Origin of the sequence: Reyranella sp. (genome assembly GCF_965279465.1) — a bacterium.
In the GTDB taxonomy this organism is placed as follows: Bacteria; Pseudomonadota; Alphaproteobacteria; order Reyranellales; family Reyranellaceae; genus Reyranella.
In genome coordinates, this window is record NZ_OZ257242.1 from 6,124,266 (window position 1) to 6,145,947 (window position 21,682).

The following is a 21,682-nucleotide window of genomic DNA, read 5'->3' on the forward strand; positions in this document are numbered from 1 at the left end:
ACAAGTCGAGGCGTTCGGCTGCGCCCCCAACTCACGTGGGGGCCGGTTGTCGGCCTTCCCACGCCTGTCTCAGCGCACTCAGCGCCGCCTCCAGCTCCATCACATCGGTGACGACCGCGTCCGGTGTCTCGGCCTGGTTACGCGGACGCTGGCGGCGGTAGCGTCCGCTCCTGAACTGGATGGTCGCCATGCCTCGTGCCCTGGCCGGTGCGATGTCCCTGTCGAGACGATCGCCGACGAAAATGCAGACGTCGGCCGGCACATCCAGATCGCGCGTGAAGCAGGGCGCGACCCCTGCCCGCTCCAGCTGCTCCCAGGGCGTGCCGATGGCGCCGAGCAGCAATCCTTGACGTTGCAGCCGCGCCAGCAAGCCATCGATCCCCGGCCGCAGCTGGAAGGCGTCGAGTTGGCCGGTCATCGCTTCGACCCGCTGGCGCACGCGCGCCATCGTGACCGGCTCGCCGCCGCACAGCGTCTCGATCATGTGGCCGTAGGTGTCCGCCGCAAAGGCCGCGACCGCCTGGTCCGACGCCGCCTCGACCATGGCCTGGTCGACCCGCACCCCTTCCATGCCGCAGGCCGCGGCGATCGCGCCGTCGACCGCCATCTCCCAGGCGAACTCGAGATCGATCGCGCCGCCGACGTCGAACAGGACGGCGCGATAGCGCACGTTACGCCAAGTAGGTGAGGCAACCGGCCTGCTCGAGGACGGGATCGAGCCGCCGGCGCATGTCCGGTGCCATCGCCGCGAGCTTCTTGCGCAACGCATCGTGGCACTTCGCCTGGTAGCGAAAGGGCGCCTGCGCGTAGGGCCGGCCCTGGATGTCGACGGCGACCTCGCCGGCGCCGTCCTGCAGGGCGCGCGTGTTGGCGGCGAGGAACGGCAGGTAGGTCTCGCCGCAATGTTTCAGCAGTGCAATCAGCGTGTCCGGCAAAGGCGCCGCCGCATCGAGCCACGCGCCATCGATGCCTGAGGCGTCATCGAGCCGCAGCAGCCAGCAATAGACGTCGGGCGCCCGCTCGCGCATCTCGGCCATCGGCGTGGGATCGACCGACAGGATCTGGAGCTGGCCGAACAGCCCGAAGTCGGCGAGCGAGGGCCGCGAGCCGAACAGGAACGGGATCTCGCGCACATGGCGGTCGAGCGTGTCGAGCACGAAGCGGTAGCTGTCCTCTATGATCGGCCGATTCTGCTCGGTGCAGCCGACCATCGCCATGCGGCCGACCTGGCGGTCGTTGAACGCCTGCATGGCCGCCCGGCGCGGCCCCTCCGGCATCACGGGATCGCGCGACGTGACGACCCAGGTCTGGGCGAAGGCGCGGTCCGCCTCATAGTACCAGCGGTAATGGAACATCATCTTCGTGACCCATTCGTCGCCGAAGTCTTCGAGCAGGTCGCAGAGATAGGCCTGCACCGGATCGTCGGGGACGATCGACCGCGCGCGGGGATGCTCGCGCTCCAGCGCGTAGGCGAGCGGCGTCGAATCGTTCATCAGCCGCCCGTCGGGGAACTGCAGCACGGGAATTACCGGCGGCAGGCCGGCGGCCACCGCCGCGTCGCGCGGATTGCCGGTCGCCTTCCAGGTGAAGGGGATGCGGCGATAACGTAGAATCGCCCGCATCTTCACCGAGTAGGGCGACGGGTTGAAGCCGTGAAGGACGTACACTTCAGGCCTTCTCGACGTCGCCTCCGGCGTCGACCCACCCCTTGAAGCCGCCGAGGTTGCGGACGTTGTCGTAGCCCATGTCCTTCAATGTCTTGCCGACCAGCGCCGAGCGGCCGCCGGACGCGCAATAGGCGACGATCGTCTTGGAGCGATCGAACGCCTTGTCATGCATCGGCGAGGCCGGGTCGGCACGGAACTCGACGAGGCCGCGCGGCACGGCGACCGCGCCCGGCACCTTGCCAGACGCCGCGACCTCGGGCGGCTCGCGCACGTCAAGGAACAGCACGTCGGCCTTGCCGACCAGCGCCTTGGCCTCCTGCGGGCTGATCGGCGGCACGGCCGCATGGGCCTCGGCAAGCATCGATTGGACGGTCTTCATGGCATTCCTCCGAAAACGAGGCCCGGAGTGGAGCCCGAAGCCGCCGCCAGATCAAGGCCGCTCATGTTCATGTTCTTCCGGACCGCGAGCGTCCCGCTCGCTCATGAGCTTGAGCGAGCGGGACGCTCGCGGTCCGGAAGAGCATGAGCCCGCGCGTCCCTAGTGCGCGCTTCCTTCCAGCGCCTTGACGATGTTCTCGCACATCACCTTGGCGTCGGCGAACAGCATCATGGTGTTGTCGCGGAAGAACAGCTCGTTGTCGACGCCGGCATAGCCCGAGGACATGCCGCGCTTCACGAACAGCACGGTCTGCGCCTTCTCGACCTCGAGGATCGGCATGCCGTAGATCGCGCTGGTCGGATCGGTCTTAGCCGCGGGATTGGTGACGTCGTTGGCGCCGATCACGAAGGCCACGTCGGTGGCGGCGAAGTCGCGGTTGATGTCGTCGAGCTCGAAGACCTCGTCGTACGGCACGTTGGCCTCGGCCAGCAGCACGTTCATGTGGCCGGGCATGCGGCCTGCCACCGGATGGATGGCGTAGCGGACCTGCACGCCCTTCTTCTTCAGGATGTCGGCCATCTCGCGCAGAGCGTGCTGGGCCTGGGCCACCGCCATGCCGTAGCCCGGCACGATGATTACCGAGCCCGCGTTCGCCATCAGGAAGGCGGCGTCCTCGGCCGACCCCGCCTTGACCGGCTTGTCGCTCTTGGCGTGCGCGGCGCCTGCCGCAGAGCTGTCGGTGCCGAAGCCGCCCAGGATCACGTTGAAGATCGAGCGGTTCATGCCCTTGCACATGATGTAGCTCAGGATCGCGCCCGAGCTGCCAACCAGCGCGCCGGTCACGATCAGCGCGGTGTTGCCCAGGGTGAAGCCGATGCCGGCCGCCGCCCATCCCGAGTAGGAATTGAGCATCGACACCACGACCGGCATGTCGGCCCCGCCGATCGGCAGGATCAGCAGGAAGCCGACCGCCAGCGACAGGGCGATCAGCAGAATGAAGGTGATCGGATGGCCATGCATCGCGAACCACACCAGCACCACCAGGATCGCGATGCCGATCAGCGCGTTGAGCGGATGCTGGCCACGGAAGACCAGCGGTGCACCGGTGACGAGGCCCTGCAGCTTGGCAAAGGCCACGATCGAGCCGGTGAAGGTGATCGCGCCGATCACGGTACCCAGCCCCATCTCGATCAGGCTCTGGGTCTTGATGTGGCCCGGCGAGCCGATGCCGAAGGCCTCGGGCGAGACGAACGCCGCCGCTGCCACGAACACCGCCGCGAGCCCGACCAGCGAATGGAATGCCGCCACGAGCTGCGGCAGCGCGGTCATCTGGATGCGCAGCGCGACCAGCGTGCCGATCGCACCGCCGACCACCAGGCCGCCGATGATCAGCCAGGGCGAGACGACGCCCGGCGTTGCGACGGTGACACCGATCGCGATCACCATGCCGACGATGCCGAACAGGTTGCCCTGCCGCGAGCTGACGGGCGAGCTCAGCCCGCGCAACGCCATGATGAAGCAGATGGCAGCGATGAGGTAGCCGTAGGCGGCCAGTTCCTGGGTCATATCGTTCGTCCGCCTACTTCTTCGCTACCGGTGTCTTCTTCTTGAACATCGACAGCATGCGGTGCGTGACGATGAAGCCGCCAAAGATGTTGATCGCGGCCAGCGCCACGGCGACGGCGCCGAACAGCTGCGCCGCCCCCAGCCCCTTGAGGCCGGCCGCCAGCAGTGCGCCGACGATGATCACCGAGGAGACGGCGTTGGTGACCGCCATCAGTGGCGAATGCAGCGCCGGCGTCACTCGCCACACCACGTAGTAGCCGACGAAGCAGGCCAGCGCGAAGATGGTGAGCAGCGAGACGAACGGCATGTGGCCGTCGGGGATCTCCAGCGTGCCCTGCGCCGACATGTCGAGGATCTGCTGCGCCACCGCCTTGAGGTTCCCGGCGAGCTCCTGCGCCTGGGTGGCGAGCTTGGCCGCTTCGCCCGCGAGTCTGTCATCCATTAGTTCGCGTCCCTTGTTCTAGTCCTTCGGGAGACCCCCTCCCCAGCCCTCCCCCTGCGGAGGAGGGAGCCATAAACCCTCCCCCGCAGGGGGAGGGCTGGGAGGGGGATGGCCATAGTAAGATCCTTCGCGGCGCTCAGGATGGCGCCGAAAGGGAGGGGTGCACGATCTGGCCGTTCTGCGTCACCAGGGTGCCTTTGACCACCTCGTCGTTGAGATCGATCTTCAGCGCCTTGGTCTCCTTGTCGACCATGGGCGCGATGAAGTTCAGCAGATTGCGCGCAAAGAGCGCGGAGGTATCGGTCGGCAGCTCGGCCGGCAGGTTGGCCGGCCCGACGATCTTCACGCCGTATTTCTCGACGGTCGTTCCGAATTCGGAGAGCGGGCAGTTGCCGCCCTGCTCGACCGCCATGTCGACGATCACCGAGCCCGGCTTCATGGTCTTCACCATGTCTTCGCTCACCAGCACCGGTGCCTTGCGGCCGGGGATCAGCGCGGTCGTCACCACGATGTCCTGCAGCTTGATGTGCTCGGCGACCAGCGCCGCCTGCTTGGCCTGGTACTCGGGGCTCATCTGCTTGGCGTAGCCACCCGCCGTCTCGGCCGCCTTGAACTCCTCGTCCTCGACAGCGACGAACTTGCCGCCGAGCGACTGGACCTGCTCCTTGGTCGCCGGCCGCACGTCGGTCGCGGTCACGATCGCGCCCAGCCGGCGCGCCGTGGCGATCGCCTGCAGCCCGGCCACGCCGACCCCCATGATGAAGGCGCGCGCCGGGGCAAGCGTGCCACCAGGCGTCATCATCTGCGGGAAGATGCGGCCGAAGCTGTTGGCGGCGAGCAGGACGGCCTTGTAGCCGGCGAGGTTGGCCTGCGAGCTCAGGATGTCCATCGACTGCGCACGCGTGATACGCGGGATCAGTTCGAGTGCGAAGGCGGTCACACCCTTGGCCGCCAGCGCCTCGATCAGCGGCCTGTTGGTCAGCGCGCCGAGCGGCGCCATCAACGTCTGCCCCGACCGCAGCAGGGCCATCTCGTCGATGCCCCCCTCGATGCCCCCGCCGATACCTTCGTCGGCGGACATCGGCCGCTGGATCTTGAAGACGATATCGCCCGCCGCCGCGGCCGACGCCGCATCCGGCACGATATTTGCGCCGGCATCCAGATAAGCCTGATCGGTGTAGGCAGCCGCAACACCAGCGCCCGTCTCGATGGTGATCTCCGCGCCCAACGCCTTCAGCTTCTTGACGGTCTCAGGGGTCGCGGCCACACGCGTTTCGTGCGGCCGGCGTTCTTTGAGAATGGCGATTTTCATGGAGCGCTGATGATCCGTTGGAGACGCGAACGGTTGGTGCGGGGCACCTTGCACAGCGATGTGTTCTTTGCCAAGCCGGTTTTTCGCCGCGCGGGCCGGGCCGGATTTACGCCGGTAACGGTCGCGTGCTAGGGCCAGACATGTCCCATCGTCCCGTCATTCTCACCGGCTTCCATTTCACGAAAGCGACACTCGCGCTGCTCGGCGAGCGCTACGAGATCGCGGGGCACATGGACAAGCCGACCCCGGCCCATATCCCGCCCGGCGTTGCAGGCGACGTGCAGGCGATCGTGAGCACCGGCAGCGTCGGCCTCAGCCAGGCAATGATCGACGCCCTGCCCCGGCTCTCCCTGTTCTGCTGCTACGGCACGGGCTACGAGCGGGTCGACCTCGCCGCCGCGCGCAAGCGAAACGTCATGATCACGCACGGTGCCGACGCCAACGCACCCGACGTCGCCGAGCTGGCGGTCGGCATCCTGCTCGCCTCGACGCGCCGCATCGTGCGCGCCGACAAGATGATCCGCCGCGGCGAATGGACCAAACGCATCCCCAACCGCTTCGGCCCGATCGCGGGGCTTACCGGCGGCAAGGTTGGCATCCTCGGGCTGGGCGCAATCGGTCTGGAGTTCGTCAAGCGCATCAAGGGATTCGATGTCGAGATCGGTTACTGCAACCGCAGCAAGCGCAGCGATGTCGACTACCGGTATTTCCCCAACGTCATGGAGCTCGCGACCTGGTGCGACTACCTGATCGTCTGCCTGCGCTCGGACGCCTCGAACCGCCACATCATCAATGCCGAGGTGCTGAAGGCCTTGGGGCCGCGCGGCCATGTCGTCAACATCTCGCGCGGCTGGGCTGTCAACGAGGCGGATGTCGCCGAGGCGCTGCGCAACGACGTGATCGAAGGCGCGGCGCTCGATGTGTTCGACGAAGAGCCCTATGAGGGCACTGAGCTGCTGGAGCTCGACAAGCTGGTGATGACGCCGCATTTCGGCGGCGGCACCGAGCACGCCCAACGCCGCATGACAGCGCTGGTGAAGCAGAATCTCGACAACCATTTCGACGGCAGGCCGGTCGTCTCGCCGGTGCCCGAGCTGCGCGACATGGCGGCTGACGCGGCAGGCCGGCTGCGATAGCCGGCGCGGCCGCTTCAATTGGGCGGATCCACGCCGATGGCGATGGAAGGCCCGGCATGGCGCGGCGGCGTATCGAGCCACACGTCGAGATAGGCGCGCACCGCCGACGGATAGCGCCGCAGCTCGGTGAAGACACTATAGGCCCGGTCGACGTCGCGCGCGGCGAGGCCCCAGGCCTCGATGCCGTTCCCACGCGCCAGGAAGATCGCGCGCGCGGCGTGGAAGCCCTGGCTGACCACGATCAGCCGCTGCTGGCCGAACACCGACTTGGCGCGCAGCATCGAATCGCGAGTGCGGACGCCGGCGAAATCGCGATAGATCGCGCTCGCCGGCACGCCGCGCGCGATCAGGCCGACGCGCATCGCGCTCGGCTCGTCGTAGTCCGGCCGGCTGTTGTCGCCGCTCACCAGCAGGTACTTCACCTTGCCGGCACGCCACAGCGCGGCGGCGGCATCGAGGCGATATTCGAAGTAGCGGTTCGGCCCGCCTTCGGGCCCGATCGGCGCGGCGCCGAGTACGAGCGCGACGTCGATGTTCGGCAGCTTCGCCGGATTGTCGAAGAGAAAGGGATCCGCCAATTGCCCGAGCCGCCGCTCGGCGAGCCAGGCGAGCAGCACGAGAACAAGCGCGACCGCGCCGCAGGCCAGCAAAATGCCCAAGATCGCCCGCATCCGTTCGAACGCCTTCCCTTCGCCGCCTTGTACCACTTCCGTCGTATTGTTCCTCCCCGGCTTCGCCAGGGAGAAATATGAATCAAACCCCGTCCTCCCGATCGAGCTGGATGAGGATGTCACCGAAGCCGGTCTGGCAAACGAAGCCGAGGCGACGCATCGCCTTGTGCGAATCGTAGACGCGGTCGATGTAGTCGAACATCGTCCAGCCGCGGCGGGCGTAGATCTCGCGATAGCGCGGGAAGTAGCGGTCGACGACGAGCGGCGCGTACTTCATGAGCTGCTCGCAATCGTCGGGGCTGAACGGCGTGAGCGCGGAGATGATGAAGGTGTCGAAGCCGATCTGCGGCGCGCGGTCGAGCGCCACGATGTGGGCCGCGGCGGCATCCTCGACCGTGAGGCGGCGGAAGAGGTACTCGTTGGCCTTGGTGTTCGGGCCCGACTGGATGATCTCGTGCGCCATGTCGTCTTCCTCGGGGAAGAACCGCGCGGTGCGCAGGATGATGATCGGCAGGCCCGTGGCGTCGTGTACCATGCGGGAGAGATGCTCGGCGGCAAGCTTGCTGACGCCGTAGATGTTGCGCGGCTCGAGAGGCATCATCTCCTCGTCGATCCAGAAGGCACGTTCGATGCCGCGCTTGTGCGCCTCGCGGATTTCCTGCGAGATCATCAGTGAAGTCGTCGAGGTGAAGACGAAGCGGTCCACCGTCGAGCCCTCCGCCGTCGCCTCCTCCAGGAGATTGAGCGTGCCCTGCACGTTGGTGGCGATGAACTGGCTGCTGTCGTGGATCGCGATGTGAGGCTTGTGCAACGCGCCGCCATGGATAATTCCCTGGATGCGCCGCTCGCGCAGCACCCTGCGCACGAGGTCCCGGTCGGCGACCGAGCCCACGATGTCGGTGCCCTGGCCCGGCACCGGATCGAGGCCGGTCACCGTCTGGCCGGCACTCTTCAGCAGCGGGACGAGGGTCTGCCCAAGCCAGCCCGACGAGCCTGTCACGAGGATGTTCATCACAGGCCCGCTTGTGCCAGGGCTTCCTGCTGGCGGGCCGCCAGCGCCTCGACGTCGAAACCCTCGATCAGGCTCTCGAACAGCGTGTGCCAGTTGATGGAGGCGCGCAGGTGGATAAACACCGAGCCGAGCCCGATCGCGGCGCGATCCATGAACACGAACTCGCGCGGCGGCCGCACGCCGCCCATGCGGCGCAGCTCGCCGAACACATTCTGCGCCATATCGCGGCCGAAGCCCTCGGCCATGCCCTCGGTCAGGCGGCGCGGGCGATCGTCCATCAGCGGGCCGTACAGGAAGGCGGCCCAGCGGTTCAGCACGGCGATCATGTCTCGGCTGAGACCCGTAAAGCCCCAGTCCTCGTATGCCGCCACGGCACGGTCGAGGTCGTCGGTCATGAGGGCGCGATAAAGCTCGATCGAGCCGCGCACGAAACGCGGCGGAAAGACGCGCACGCAGCCGAAATCCATCAGGTTCACCGAGCCATCCGGCCGGACTGAGTAGTTGCCGAGATGCGGATCGCCATGGATCACGCCGTAAAGATAGAACGGCACGTACCACGCCCGGAACATGTTGATCGCGAGCGCGTCCCGCTCCTCCTGGCCGCGCTCCTTCCAGTTGAGCAGCGGCTCGCCGGCCAGCCAGCCCATGGTCAGCAGCCGGTCGGTCGACAGCCCGGGCACCGTGTCGGGCACATGCACGTTCGCCTCGTCGCGCAGGATGTGGCGATACAGCGCGACGTGCCTGGCCTCGCGGCGATAATCGAGCTCCTCGCGCAGGCGGGTCCTGATCTCGGCCTGGATCTCGTCGGTACGGATCGCGGGATCGAAGCGCTGGCCGATCGCGAACACGACCTTGAGCTGGTCGAGGTCGGCTTCGAGCGCCGAGGCCATGTCGGGATATTGCAGCTTCACCGCCGCGTCGCGGCCGTCGTGCAGGACGGCGCGATGAACCTGGCCGAGCGAGGCGGCGAACGAGGCCTCCTTGTCGAAGCGCTGGAACTTCGCCTGCCAGTCCGGTCCCAGCTCGGTCGCCATGCGGCGGCGCACGAAGGCCCAGCCCATGGCGGGCGCGTTGGCCTGCAGTTGCGCCAGCTCTCGGGCATATTCCGGCGGCAGCGCATCGGGAATTGTGGAGAGGAGCTGCGCCGCCTTCATCAGCGGACCCTTCAAGCCGCCGAGTGCGCGCTTGAGTTCCGACGCATGCTTGTCGCGGTCGAGGCTCAGACCAAGATAGCGCTCGCCCGCGAGCCGCGCCGCCAGCCCCCCGACCGAGGCGCCGACCCGCGCATAGCGACCGAGCCGCCCGCCGAGCGAAGGACCTTCGTCGTCAGCCATCAGATTCTTCCGGACCGCGAGCGTCTCGCTCGCTCATGCGCATGAGCGAGCGAGACGCTCGCGGTCCGGAAGAGCATGAGCATTTGTTTCATGCCCCCGGCTAAAGACCTTCGAGCTCATCGACGAAGCCCGAGATCACGCCCAGCCCCTTGTCCCAGAAAGCCGGATCGGAGGCATCGAGGCCGAATGGTGCCAGCAGCTCCTTGTGCCGCTTCACGCCGCCCGCCTTCAGCATGTCGAGATACTTGGCCTGGAAATCCGGCAGGCCCGACTGGTAGGCGGCATAGAGCGAGTTCACCAGGCAATCGCCGAACGCATAGGCATAGACGTAGAACGGCGAATGGATGAAGTGGCCGATATACGACCAGTAGTGCTTGTACTCGTCATCGAAGGTGAAGGCCGGGCCGAGGCTTTCGCTCTGCACCGCCATCCAGATCGCGCCTATCGCGTCGGGCGTCAGCTCGCCCTTGCGGCGCTCGGCATGCAGGCGCGTCTCGAAGTCGTAGAAGGCGATCTGGCGCACCACCGTGTTCAGCATGTCCTCGACCTTGCCGGCCAGCATCGCCTTGCGCGTGCGGGCGTCGGGTGCGGTCCGGAGCAATGACTGGAAGGTCAGCATCTCGCCGAACACGGACGCGGTCTCCGCCAAAGTGAGCGGAGTGTCGGCCATCAGCGGTCCCTGCTTGGCCGCCAGCACCTGGTGCACGCCGTGGCCCAGCTCATGGGCGAGCGTCATCACGTCCCGCACCTTGCCCTGGTAGTTCAGCAGCAGATAGGGATGCGCGGACGGCACCGTCGGATGCGCGAACGCGCCGGGCGACTTGCCCGGCCGCGCCGGGGCATCGATCCAGCCGGTGCCGAAGAACTTCCGGCCCACCGAGGCAAGCTCGGGCGAGAACGCGCCGTAGGCGTCGAGCACGATCTTCTCGGCCTCGGGCCACGGGATGGTGCGGTCGTCGTGCTCGGGCAGCGGCGCGTTGCGATCCCAGTACGGCATCTTGTCGACGCCGAACCACTTGGCCTTGAGCTTGTAGTAGCGATGCGAGAGGCGCGGATAGGCTGCCTTCACCGACGATGCCAACGCGTCGACCACCTCGTCCTCGACCACGTTCGAAAGGTTGCGGAACGATTGCGGCCGCTCGTACTTGCGCCAGCGGTCGTCGATCTCCTTGTCCTTGATCAGCGTGTTGGTGATCAGAGAGAAGATCGCGATGTTGTCGCCCTGCACCTTGCCGAAGGACTTGGCAGCATCCTTGCGCACGCTGGCATCCTTGCTCGACAGCTTGTCGAGGATCTGGGGCTCGCTCAGCATCTCGTTGCGGAACGGATAGCGCAGCCGCGCGATCGTCTCGTCGAACAGCCGCGACCAGGCGCTGCTGCCGACCACCGACTGATCGTGCTGATACTTCTCCAGCTCGTCGGACAGCTGGTGCGGCCGGAACAGCCGCATGTCGCGCAGCCACGGCTCGTACTTCGCGAGCGCGGGATACTTCAGCTTGAGGGCGAGGTCGGCATCCTCGATCTTCTTCAGCTCGAGACCGAAGAAGAGGAGCTTCGCGCCGATGTCGGTCAGCTTCTCCGATACGTTCTGCGAGAACTGCCCGCGCTGCGGATCGGCCAGGTCCTGCGCATGGTAGAGCTGGGCGTAGGAGCCGATCCGGCCCATCAGGTCCGACAGCGCCTCGAAGCGCGCCACGGCGGCGCCCAGCGTCTTGCCGTCCAGGTCCGCGATCTTGCCCTCATAATCCGTAGCGAAAGCTTCGGCCTCCTGCGCTGCCCGTGCAAGATCGGTCTCGAGATCGGTCCCCGCAGGGCTCGAATAGAGGTCGGCGAGGTTCCAGGTCGGCAGCTCGCCCAGCACAGCGTTCATCGACATCAACTCCTTGCTTGGCCAACCATATGGGGCTTGTCCGGCGTCGCAGCTAGTGTTCGGCAAACTTCCGTCGTCCCGACCGGAGCGAAGCGGAGTGGAGGGACCTGTTCAAGAACTTCTGCGGCATGAAAAGGTCCCTCGACTACGCTGCGCTCCGCTCGGGACGACGGGAAATGTCATCCCGGATCGGCGGCGATGGCGTCGAGGAATGGTCCGACCAAGAGCGCGGCGAAGGGCTCGCACTTGGCTGGATCGGTCTCCTTGTAGTGACCTGCCGCATCCAGGAGGTTCATCGTGCCGAGCAGCTTGCCGTTGTAGAGCACCGGAATGTTCATCGCCGATTCGCAGCCCAGAGACACGATCAGCTCGTGATCGAAGAAGGCCCATTGAATGTCCTTCCTGTCGTATCCGACCCAAGGCTTCTTCTGGCCGAGGATCTGCTTGTGCCACGCGGTTTCCTTGATCTCCTTGTAGCCGCCGACCGGATATTCCTTGGGCATGTTGCTGTACATGCGCTTCACCCGCTTGCCGTTGGGCGCCACGTAGAGAAGCGTAAACAGCTTGTGGCCCACCACCTCGGCCATGCCCTTCTCGACCGCCTCGAAGATGGCCTCGGTCGGTCCGGAGCGCAGGGCGGCGATGCAGGTTTCCAACGGTGTCATGGTTTTCCTCCAGCTTGATTGAGCGGTGCGCGCGGAATGCGCTCGGGCAGCAGCCCTTTCGGCATCAGGCGCAGCACCAGGATCAGGGCGACGGCGATCAGCAGTTCCTTGAGCGCGGCCCGTTGCACGGCCGTGACGGCGGGAATCACCTCGACTAAGAAGCGCGCCGATTCCAGCAGGGTCATCAGCAGATAGGCGCCAACCAGCGCACCGATCGGGCTGCCGACGCCGCCCGAGGCAACGGCCAGGAAGATGTAGACCGTGATCAGCGGCAGGAAGAGATCGGGAGCGATGTAGGACGTGAAATGACCGTAGAGCGCGCCGGCGAGGCCCGCGATCGCCGCAGACAGAGCGAAGGCCTGCACCTTGAAACGCAGCACCGGCTTGCCGGCGACCTGCGCCACCTGCGCGTCCTCGCGGATGGCGCGCAGCGCGCGGCCGTAGGGCGAGCGGTCGATGCGGCGCATCAGCAGGAATACCGCCAACAGCACGACGAGCAGGATCGGCAGGTAGGCGGCATTGAAGTATTCGCGCCCGAGCGCGGCGCGCCACGGGCCGGGAATGCCGGATATGCCGTCGGTGCCGTGCGTCAGCCAGATCTCGTTGGAGGCGACCAGCCGCACCACCTCGGCGAAGCCCAGGGTCACGATGGCGAGATAATCCTCGCGCAGGCGCGTGGTGGCGAGCACGACGACCAGCCCCGCCGCGCCGCCCACGATCAGAGCGAGCGCCCAGCCCGCGAGGATCGGCGCGTGGCCAGTCGTGGTGATCAGCGCCGAGGCATAGGCGCCGACGGCGAAGAACCCCGCCAGCCCGAGATTCACCATCCCCACCCCGCCCCAGATCAGATTGAGGCTGAGCGCCAGCAGCGCATAGATGCTGCCGATGGTGGCGATGAAGAGAAGGTAATTCGTCATCGCTGGGAGCGCGGCTCTCCAGAGCCGCTCATGGGATATGGCAAACCGAAGGAAGAGCGGCTCTGGAGAGCCGCGCTCCCAGCAGGACGACGCAAACTCAAAACGCCCTCTCCCCCAAGAGCCCGCGCGGGCGGAGGCCGAGGACGATCAGGATGGCGAAGAAGCCGACGGCGGCGCGATAGGCCGAACCAACGGCCAGCACCGACATCTCCTCGGCGATGCCGATCAGGAAGGCGCCCAGCACGGCGCCCGGAGCGCTGCCCAGGCCGCCGAGCACGGCGGCGGCGAAGATCGAGAGCAGGATGCGGGTGCCGGTCAGCGGATCGATCGAGCTGTCAAGCCCGAGCAGCATGCCGCCGGCACCGACCAGCCCCATGCCGACGAAGCTCGCCATCATCGCCACCCGCTGCGGGCGGATGCCCTTGAGGGCGGCGAGCTCGGGATTGTCGGCCGAGGCGCGCATCGCCTTGCCGATGCGCGTGAAGGCCAGCGCCGCGAACACCGCCAGCATGATGGCCAGTGCAATGCCCATGGTTTCCAGTTGCTGCGGGCTGAAGCGGATGTCGCCGATCCTCATGTCGCGCGCGATCGGCCGGTCGTAGCCGCGCAGGTCGTTGCCAAAGAGGAGCCGCACCACGTTCTCCAACACCAGCCCCGACGCGATCGAGGCGATCGCCGCCGGCAAGGCGCCCTGCTGCACCAGCGGCATGTGCGCCACGCGATCGAGGAACAGGCCGACCGTGCCGGCGATCGCGAAGGCCACCGCCAGCGCGCCCGCGACCTGCAGGCCCGCACCATAGGCGACATAGCCCGCGAAGGCGCCGAGCGTGGCGACGCCCGACACGGAGAAGTTCGGGAAACGCAGCACGGCGAACATCGCGGTGAAGCCGATCGCGGGCACCGCCAGCAGCGCCCCCGAGACGAGGCCGTTGATGAGCGCTTGAAGCAGAAGGCTCATGCGCTGGGGGCGCGCCACTCCAGTGGCGCGTCATGCCTCATGAGAAGACGCGCCACTGGAGTGGCGCGCCCCCAGCACATGACCTTTCTCAAGCGACCTTCACCAGCGTGGCCTTGCCGGCCTTGACCTGCTCGTAGCGGAACTTGCAGTCGAGGATGTCGCCCTTGTCGTCGAAATCGCACGGGCCGGAGGCGCCGGTGTAGTCGACCTTCTCGCCGGCGGCGATCGCCTTCAGCCCGTCGACCGCATTGTCGACCGTCTTGCCGCCGCCCTGCGCGACCTTGCGGATATTGTCCTTGATCGCGGTGCCGGTCGTATCCCTGGCAACCGCCATCGCCATCAGCACCATGTTGACGTGGTCGTAGACCTGGCTGGTGTAGGGATCGGGGTTGGCGAGCCCGCTCATCTTCTTGACCCGCTCGAACGCACCGCTGCCTTCGGCAATCGACGGCGCATAGGTGTAGACGCCTTCGACCACCTCGGGCTGGCCGATCTGGTCGATCAGCTTCTGGTTCACCGCATAGGCCTGGCCGATGATCTTGCCCTTGTAGCCGGCGCGATAGAGGTCCTTCAGCAACACGATCGTGTCGGGCGTGTAGCCGGCGCAGAAGATCGCGTCGGGCGCGAAGCGCAGCGCTTGATCGACCTCGGTGCGGTAAGTCGTCTTCTTGTCGTCGTAGATCTGGCTGCCGTGCGTGCCGCCGGCTCTCTTCATCACCTCGCCGAGGATCTCGATGCTGCGCTGGGCAAACGGCGTCTGCGGCACCAGCGTGTAGGCCTTCTTCGCCCCGAGCGAGATCAGGAACTCGCCGCAGCGCGTCACCTGCAGCACGGTGTTGGGCTGGGTACGCACGAGATAGCCCTGGTGCGGCAGCAGGGTAATGGAATCGGCGCCTGAGACGGTGCAGAGGAAGGTCTTGCTCTCCCAGCACAGTGGCGCAACCGCCGTCGTCACCGCCGACGCCCAGGTGCCCATGATGGCCGAGACCTTGTCGACGTCGATCAGCTTGCGCGCCGCGCGCACGCCGGCGTCCGGATTGGTCTGGTCGTCCTCGCTCACCAGCACAACCTTGCGGCCGAGCACGCCGCCCGCGGCATTGACCTCCTCGACCACGGCGGCAGCGACCTTGGCCATCGCCGGGCCGTAGGGGCCGCCTGCGCCGGTCAGCGGGGTCAGCGTCGCGATCTTGATCGGATCGGTCTGCGCGCGCAGCACCGACGGCGCCGCGACGGCCGCGACACCCGAGAGCAGCGCCGTGCGGCGCCCCATTGCCAGACGATTCGTGGCCAGACGATTCATGAAGAGTCCCCCCTGCTTGCTGCGAGCATAGGCGCAGCCGCTCCACCGAGAAAGAGATCGCGTACCGTCGGGTCCAACGCGAGCGCGCCGGCGGCGCCCTCGCGCTCGGCGCGGCCCTGCACCAGCACGTAGGCGCGGGCCGACACGGCGAGGGCTTCCAGCGCGTTCTGCTCGACCATCAGGATCGCTACTCCATCCCTGTTGAGGGCAACGATCGTGCCGAACAGCTCCTCGGCCGCGCGCGGGCTCAGCCCTGCCGTCGGCTCATCGAGCAGCAGCAGACTCGGCGCGTTCATCAGGGCCATCGCCATGGCGAGGATCTGGCGCTGGCCGCCGCTCAACGTGCGCGCCGCCGCACGGCGCTTGTCGGCCAGCATCGGGAAGCGCTGATAGAGCTCCTCCATGCGCGGCCGCATCTGCGCCCGGTCGAGGAACCCGCCCATCTCGAGATTCTCGGCCACTGTCATCGTGCCGAAGACGTTGCGCTCCTGCGGCACGAAGGACAGGCCGAGCCGGCTGATATCGGGCGCCGCGAGGCCGCCGATCTCGCGGTCCCTGAAGCGGACGTGGCCGCTGCGGGGCCGCAGCAGGCCGGCGATCATCTTCAGCAAGGTCGACTTGCCCGCGCCGTTGGGCCCGATCAGCGCAACGATCTCGCCCGGCTCGACCCGCAGCGCCGCGCCACGGACGATCTCGTCCGCCGCCGCATAACCGCCGCGCAGGTCGGTAACGTCGAGCAGGCTGCTCATGCCCATCCTCTCGAAGCACCCCTTGAAGCCTGGCCCTCATATTCCCTCCCCCGCTTGCGGGGGAGGTGGCGCGGTAATCCGCGACGGAGGGGGCGTGACGCACCATCTCGCGTAACGCCCCCTCCGTCAGCGTCAGACGCTGACACCTCCCCCGCGAGCGGGGGAGGGAAGCCATGAACTTGAGCCGATGGGATCACGCCGCTCTCCGTCCGAGATAGGCCTCGCGCACCCGGTGGTCGCTGCGCACCGCGTCGAAGCTGCCCTGCGTCAGCACCTGGCCCTCGGCCATCACGATCACCGGATCGCAGAGCTGGGCGATGAAGCCCATGTCGTGCTCGATCAGCAGCACCGTGATCCCGCGCTTGGGCAGCTCGAGCAGCCGCTCGCCGATCTCGTTCTGCAGGGTCGGATTGATGCCCGCGGTGGGCTCATCGAGCAGGACCAGACGCGGCTCGGCCATCAGCGCGCGGCCGATCTCCAATAGTTTCTTCTGCCCGCCCGACAGCGCCGTCGCCGGATTGTCGATAAGCTTGTCGAGCCGCAGGAAGCGCGCCGTCTCCCAGGCCCGCTCGGCCAGCGCCGCCTCGCGCTCTCGCGCCGCGCGCGTGCCGACGATCGCCTGCCACAGCGACTCGCCCGGTTGGTCGCGGCCATAGACCATGAGGTGCTGGAAGACCGAGAGCTTCGGAAAGCCGCGCGCCACCTGGAAGGTCCGCACCAGCCCGGCGCGGCTTACCGCATCGGGCGACTTGCCGGCCAGCTCCAGCCCGTCGAAGCGGATCGAGCCGGCATCCGGCGGCACCAGACCCGACACGACATTGAACAGCGTCGTCTTCCCCGCGCCGTTCGGCCCGATCAGCCCGGTGATGCCACCGGCCTCGACCGCGAGGTCGACGCCGCGCAACACGTCGAGGCCGTAGAAGGCGCGACGCAGGCCTTTGATCTCAAGCAGGCTCATTCATCTTTCGGGAGGCGCTACAGGCGATGGTACCTCTTGAACCACTCTACGAAGTTCGGCACGCCCTCTTCCACTTGGACTTTCGGATGCCAGTCGAAATCCCGAACCGTGTCCGTGATATCGGCCGAGGTTTCCGTCATGTCGCCGGGCGGGCCGGGCTTGAGCTCGATCCGGGCCGCCTTGCCGAAGGCCTTCTCGAAGTGTCCGAGGAATACCCGCAGGTTCTCGCTGCGCGCCGCCGCGAGATTGTAGAATCGGTGACCGGGCTCGCTCGTCGGACGGTCGAGGACGGCGATCGTGCCGGCGACGATGTCGTCGATATAGCTGAAATCGCGCGTCACCTCGCCGCGATGGAAGAGCTCGATGACCGTTCCCGCAGCGATCGCCCGGGCGAAGATGTAGGGCGCCATGTCCGGCCGGCCCCATGGCCCGTAGACGGTGAAGTAGCGCAGGCCGGTCGCCCGCAGGCCGTGCAGGTGGGTATATACTTCGGTCATCAGCTCGTCGGCCCGCTTGGTCGCGGCATACAGCGAGATCGGATGGTCGACCCTGTCGGTGACCGAGAAGGGTTGCTTGCGGTTGCTGCCGTAGACCGAGGAGGAAGAGGCATAGACGAAGTGGCGAAGTCGCGGCAGGTGGCATGCCAGCTCGAGCATCACCAGATGGCCCACCACGTTGGTCTGCACGTAGACATAAGGATCGGTCAGCGAGAGATGCACGCCGGGCTGCGCGGCCAGGTGGATGATGCGGTCGATGCCGGGATACCGGATTGCCAGCCCGAGCGTCGCTTTCCGGTCGGAAATATCGGCCTCGACAAAAGTGAAGCCCTTGTGCTCGCACAGCGGATCGAGCCGCGCCCGCTTCAGCGCCGGATCGTAGTAGTCGCTGAAGTTGTCGATGCCGAGGACCTGTTCGCCCCTAGACAGCAAAGCCCGCGCGACGTGCGAGCCGATGAACCCGGCAGCACCGGTAATGAGAATTGACATGGGCTTTGGGGCTGAGAGGAAGATTGGGCGGCTGATTACAACGTTTCATTCGCAAGCGAAACCTTGAAACGGCGCCCCCCTTGCTTGAGGAAGCGCGGGTAGAAAAACTCCTTTTTGGGCGCGACCGGCAATCGGCGTTGAAACGCGCAAGATTCTGTCGTTACGTCCTTTCACATTGTGGGTCTGGGAGCGTGCCATGGCAAAACCGGTAAGCCTGGACGATAAATACCTTCTCGAGAGCGGCCGCATCTACCTGACCGGCACCCAGGCCCTCGTGCGCCTGCCGATGATGCAGCGACAGCGGGATCAGGCGGCCGGCCTCAACACGGCCGGCTACATTTCCGGCTATCGCGGCTCGCCGCTCGGCGGGTTCGACCAAGCGTTGTGGCAGGCCAAGCGCTTCATCAAGAACAACCACATCGAGTTCCAGCCCGGCGTCAACGAGGACCTCGCGGCGACCGCCCTGTGGGGAACCCAGCAGATCCATCTCTATCCCGGCGCCAGATACGATGGCGTGTTCGGCATGTGGTACGGCAAGGGACCGGGCGTGGATCGCTCGGGCGACGCCCTCAAACACGCCAACTACGCCGGCACGTCCCGGCACGGCGGAATCATGGCGATGGCCGGCGACGACCATATGGCCAAGTCCTCGACCGTTGCGCACCAGAGCGAGCCCGCCTTCATGGCCGCGGGCATCCCGGTCATCCATGCCGCGTCGATCCAGGAGTATCTCGACTTCGGCCTGCACGCCTTCGCCATGTCGCGCTATTCCGGCCTGTGGGTCGGCTTCAAGGTGGTGAGCGAGACCGCCGACTCCTCCGCATCGGTCCACGTCGATCCGCACCGGATCGAGATCCGCACCCCGACCGATTTCGTCCTGCCGCCCGACGGCGTGCATATCCGCTGGCCGGACGACTGGCTCGGCCAGGAAAGGCGCACCATCACCGTGAAGCAGCCGGCGGCGCTGGCGTACTGGCGCGCCAACAAGCTCGACCGGCTGATGCTCGGACGGCCCGATGCACGCTTCGGCATCGTCACCGTCGGCAAGTCCTACCTCGATGTGCGCCAGGCGCTCGACGACCTCGGCATCGACGACGGCGAGGCCGAGCGGCTCGGCATCGCGATCTACAAGGTCGGCATGCCCTGGCCGCTGGAGACGGAGGGTGCGAAGGCGTTCGCCGAGGGCAAGCGCGAGATCCTCGTTGTCGAGGAGAAGCGCGCGATCATCGAGTCGCAGCTCAAGGATGCCCTGTTCAATGCCCCGGCCGACCGCCGTCCCGTGGTCGTCGGCAAGGTCGACGAGCGCGGCCAGAAGCTGCTGCGGTCGGACGGCGAGTTGACGCCCTACGAGATCGTCTCGGCCCTGGTGGCGCGGCTCGGCCTCGAGTCCTTCGGCGAACGGACCAGGCAGCGCTTCGACGCGCTGCAGCGCCGCGCCGGCCGCCACCTGCGCAACGATGCGGGCCTGGCGCGTGTCCCCTACTTCTGCTCCGGCTGCCCGCACAACAGCTCGACAAAGGTGCCGGACGGCTCGATGGCGATGGCCGGCATCGGCTGCCACACGCTGGCGATCGGCATGGAGCGCAACACCAAGACCTTCACCCACATGGGCGCCGAGGGCGCGACCTGGGTGGGCGCGAGCCACTTCAGCGACATGCCGCACGTCTTCCAGAATCTGGGCGACGGCACCTATTTCCATTCCGGCTACATGGCCATCCGCCACGCGGTCGCAAGCAACACCAACATCACCTACAAGATTCTCTACAACGACGCCGTCGCGATGACCGGCGGCCAGCCGCACGACGGCAACGTCCATCCCTGGACGATCAGCCAGCAGGTCCATGCCGAAGGCGTGCGCCGCATCGCCCTGGTGAGCGACCAGCCGGACAAGTATCCGCTCGGGACGGAGTGGGCGCCGGGCGTCACCTTCCACCATCGCGACCGGCTCGACGAGGTGCAACGCGAGTTGCGCGAGGTCAAGGGCGTGTCGGTGCTGATCTACGACCAGACCTGCGCCGCCGAGAAGCGCCGCCGCCGCAAGCGCGGCACCTTCCCCGATCCCAACAGGCGCGTGTTCATCAACCAGGCGGTCTGCGAGGGCTGCGGCGACTGCTCGGTCGCCTCCAACTGCCTGTCGGTGACGCCGGTCGAGACCGAGCTCGGCACCAAGCGCGCCATCGATCAATCGTCCTGCAACAAGGACTTCTCCTGCCTCAACGGCTTCTGCCCCAGCTTTGTCACCGTCGAAGGCGGCAAGCTCCGCCAGGGCAAGGCCGCCCGGCCGGCGACGAACAAGGCCGAGCCGCCGCTTCCTGCGGCCCCCGCCCTGCCGTCGCTCGGAGACAAGCCTTACGGCGTGCTGATCACCGGCATCGGCGGTACCGGCGTGGTGACCATCGGCGCCATCATGGGCATGGCCGCCCACATCGAGGGCAAGGGCGCGACCGTGCTCGACCAGCTCGGCATGGCGCAGAAGGGCGGCGCCGTGATCAGCCATGTGCGGATCGGCGCCACGCCGGAGGCACTGCATGCCGTCCGGCTCGGCGCCGGCGGCGCAAACGTGCTGCTGGGTTGCGACCTCGTGGTCAGCGCCAGCCCCGATGCGCTCGCCAAGCTCGAGCCCGGCCTGTCGCGCGCGATCGTCAACACGCAGGAGACCATCACCGGCGAGTTCACACGCCATCCCGACCTCGCCTTCCCCTCGCATACGCTGCGCTTGTCAATCGAGGCGGCGGCCGGCGCCGATGCCTGCGATTTCATCGAGGCCACGAAACTTGCCACCGGCCTGATGGGCGATTCGATCGCCACCAACCTGTTCATGCTGGGCTTCGCCTACCAGAAGGGGCTCATCCCGATCGGCCACGAAGCGCTCGAACGCGCGATCGAGCTGAACGGCACGGCGGTGCCGATGAATCTCGGCGCCTTCCGCTGGGGCCGCCGCGCCGCTGCCGATCGCGCCACGGTGGAAGCGCTCGTGTCGCCGCCGGCTATGGACAATGTCGTACCCTTCGCGCGCCTGCCGAAGACGGTCGACGAAATCGTGGCGAGCCGCGTCAAGCTTCTGACCGGGTATCAGAATGCAGCGCTGGCGGAGCGCTATCGCGCACTCGTCGATCGCGTACGTGCGGTCGAGCAGCGCGACACGCCCGGCCAGACCGCCCTCGCGGAAACCGTTGCGCGCAACTATGCCAAGCTGCTCGCGTACAAGGACGAGTATGAGGTTGCTCGCCTGTTCACCGAGACCGCTTTCGCAGCCCAGCTCACCAGCGAGTTCGAGGGTGATTTCCGATTGAAATTCCACCTCGCGCCGCCCCTTTTCGCCGCGCGCGATCCCAAGACCGGTCGTTTGTCGAAGCAGGAATTCGGCCCCTGGATGCTGCAGGCTTTCCGTCTGCTGGCGAAATTAAAGATGCTCCGCGGAACTGCATTCGATCCGTTCGGCTACACCGCCGAGCGGAGACAGGAGCGGGCGCTGATCCGGGAATACGAGCAGTTGATCGATGAGCTGCTGAGCACCCTATCCCTTGAGAATCATTCTCTGGCGGTGAAACTAGCTTCCATACCCGAGGAAATTCGAGGTTATGGACACGTTAAAGAATCGCATCTAGTCAAGACGCGACACAAATGGGATGATCTGCTCGTCCAATGGCGCAACTTGGCAATGCTGAAGCAAGCCGCCGAGTAGCAAAGTATGGACTAAGCTGGAACCATGGCAACAATATGCCGTTGCGTTCGGCAGGGCCACTTATCCCGACGGGGG

General features: G+C 66.6%; 19 protein-coding genes. 2 read left to right on the top strand and 17 right to left on the bottom strand.

The annotated features are described in order from the left end of the window. Positions 1 to 31: 31 nt before the first annotated feature. From ACQY8M_RS29790 to ACQY8M_RS29815, 6 genes are all read right to left on the bottom strand, one after another. Positions 32 to 670, bottom strand: a complete 639-nt coding sequence (locus ACQY8M_RS29790; protein ID WP_428663649.1) for an HAD family hydrolase — start codon at positions 668 to 670, stop codon at positions 32 to 34. A 1-nt stretch (position 671) separates the two neighbouring features. Next, positions 672 to 1,667 carry a glutathione S-transferase family protein gene (locus ACQY8M_RS29795; RefSeq protein WP_428663652.1) on the bottom strand — a complete coding sequence of 332 codons (996 nt, stop codon included), beginning with the start codon at positions 1,665 to 1,667 and terminating at the stop codon, positions 672 to 674. A 1-nt stretch (position 1,668) separates the two neighbouring features. Beyond that, a complete protein-coding gene (locus tag ACQY8M_RS29800; protein ID WP_428663655.1) occupies positions 1,669 to 2,046 on the bottom strand; it encodes a rhodanese-like domain-containing protein in 378 nt (125 codons plus the stop codon). A gap of 159 nt (positions 2,047 to 2,205) precedes the next feature. Beyond that, complete coding sequence (locus ACQY8M_RS29805) at positions 2,206 to 3,612, bottom strand: NAD(P)(+) transhydrogenase (Re/Si-specific) subunit beta (RefSeq protein WP_428663658.1); 1,407 nt, start codon at positions 3,610 to 3,612, stop codon at positions 2,206 to 2,208. Positions 3,613 to 3,625: 13 nt separating this feature from the next. Next, positions 3,626 to 4,054 (bottom strand): NAD(P) transhydrogenase subunit alpha, encoded by a 429-nt coding sequence (locus tag ACQY8M_RS29810; RefSeq protein ID WP_428663661.1) that lies wholly within the window; start codon positions 4,052 to 4,054, stop codon positions 3,626 to 3,628. A gap of 136 nt (positions 4,055 to 4,190) precedes the next feature. After that, positions 4,191 to 5,366, bottom strand: a complete 1,176-nt coding sequence (locus ACQY8M_RS29815; RefSeq protein WP_428663664.1) for a Re/Si-specific NAD(P)(+) transhydrogenase subunit alpha — start codon at positions 5,364 to 5,366, stop codon at positions 4,191 to 4,193. 140 nt (positions 5,367 to 5,506) lie between these two features. Here ACQY8M_RS29815 and ACQY8M_RS29820 point away from each other — a divergent pair, with 140 nt between their 5' ends. After that, positions 5,507 to 6,502: a 2-hydroxyacid dehydrogenase gene (locus ACQY8M_RS29820; RefSeq protein ID WP_428663667.1), complete on the top strand. Its 996-nt coding sequence runs from the start codon at positions 5,507 to 5,509 to the stop codon at positions 6,500 to 6,502. Positions 6,503 to 6,516: 14 nt separating this feature from the next. Here ACQY8M_RS29820 and ACQY8M_RS29825 read toward each other — a convergent pair whose 3' ends face one another. From ACQY8M_RS29825 to ACQY8M_RS29875, 11 genes are all read right to left on the bottom strand, one after another. Continuing rightward, positions 6,517 to 7,173 (bottom strand): SanA/YdcF family protein, encoded by a 657-nt coding sequence (locus ACQY8M_RS29825; protein ID WP_428663670.1) that lies wholly within the window; start codon positions 7,171 to 7,173, stop codon positions 6,517 to 6,519. Positions 7,174 to 7,255: 82 nt separating this feature from the next. Then, complete coding sequence (locus ACQY8M_RS29830) at positions 7,256 to 8,185, bottom strand: NAD-dependent epimerase/dehydratase family protein (RefSeq protein ID WP_428663673.1); 930 nt, start codon at positions 8,183 to 8,185, stop codon at positions 7,256 to 7,258. Beyond that, complete coding sequence (locus ACQY8M_RS29835) at positions 8,185 to 9,519, bottom strand: ABC1 kinase family protein (protein ID WP_428663675.1); 1,335 nt, start codon at positions 9,517 to 9,519, stop codon at positions 8,185 to 8,187. Before ACQY8M_RS29835 ends, ACQY8M_RS29830 begins: the two co-directional genes overlap by 1 nt. 100 nt (positions 9,520 to 9,619) lie before the next feature. Next, positions 9,620 to 11,395, bottom strand: a complete 1,776-nt coding sequence (locus tag ACQY8M_RS29840) for a M3 family oligoendopeptidase (protein ID WP_428663678.1) — start codon at positions 11,393 to 11,395, stop codon at positions 9,620 to 9,622. A gap of 173 nt (positions 11,396 to 11,568) precedes the next feature. Beyond that, positions 11,569 to 12,054, bottom strand: a complete 486-nt coding sequence (locus ACQY8M_RS29845; RefSeq protein WP_428663680.1) for a GAF domain-containing protein — start codon at positions 12,052 to 12,054, stop codon at positions 11,569 to 11,571. After that, positions 12,051 to 12,971, bottom strand: a complete 921-nt coding sequence (locus ACQY8M_RS29850; RefSeq protein WP_428663683.1) for a branched-chain amino acid ABC transporter permease — start codon at positions 12,969 to 12,971, stop codon at positions 12,051 to 12,053. The genes ACQY8M_RS29845 and ACQY8M_RS29850 overlap by 4 nt, the downstream gene beginning before the upstream one ends. A 97-nt stretch (positions 12,972 to 13,068) precedes the next feature. Further along, a complete protein-coding gene (locus ACQY8M_RS29855; RefSeq protein WP_428663686.1) occupies positions 13,069 to 13,929 on the bottom strand; it encodes a branched-chain amino acid ABC transporter permease in 861 nt (286 codons plus the stop codon). An 88-nt stretch (positions 13,930 to 14,017) separates the two neighbouring features. Then, a complete protein-coding gene (locus ACQY8M_RS29860; RefSeq protein WP_428663689.1) occupies positions 14,018 to 15,229 on the bottom strand; it encodes an ABC transporter substrate-binding protein in 1,212 nt (403 codons plus the stop codon). After that, positions 15,226 to 15,978 (bottom strand): ABC transporter ATP-binding protein, encoded by a 753-nt coding sequence (locus tag ACQY8M_RS29865; protein WP_428663691.1) that lies wholly within the window; start codon positions 15,976 to 15,978, stop codon positions 15,226 to 15,228. The genes ACQY8M_RS29860 and ACQY8M_RS29865 overlap by 4 nt, the downstream gene beginning before the upstream one ends. A gap of 193 nt (positions 15,979 to 16,171) precedes the next feature. Then, positions 16,172 to 16,936, bottom strand: a complete 765-nt coding sequence (locus ACQY8M_RS29870; protein ID WP_428663694.1) for an ABC transporter ATP-binding protein — start codon at positions 16,934 to 16,936, stop codon at positions 16,172 to 16,174. A gap of 17 nt (positions 16,937 to 16,953) precedes the next feature. Continuing rightward, positions 16,954 to 17,922, bottom strand: coding sequence for an NAD-dependent epimerase/dehydratase family protein (locus tag ACQY8M_RS29875; protein ID WP_428663697.1), 969 nt, complete (start codon positions 17,920 to 17,922; stop codon positions 16,954 to 16,956). A 196-nt stretch (positions 17,923 to 18,118) separates the two neighbouring features. Here ACQY8M_RS29875 and ACQY8M_RS29880 point away from each other — a divergent pair, with 196 nt between their 5' ends. Then, complete coding sequence (locus tag ACQY8M_RS29880) at positions 18,119 to 21,607, top strand: indolepyruvate ferredoxin oxidoreductase family protein (RefSeq protein ID WP_428663700.1); 3,489 nt, start codon at positions 18,119 to 18,121, stop codon at positions 21,605 to 21,607. Positions 21,608 to 21,682: the final 75 nt, after the last annotated feature.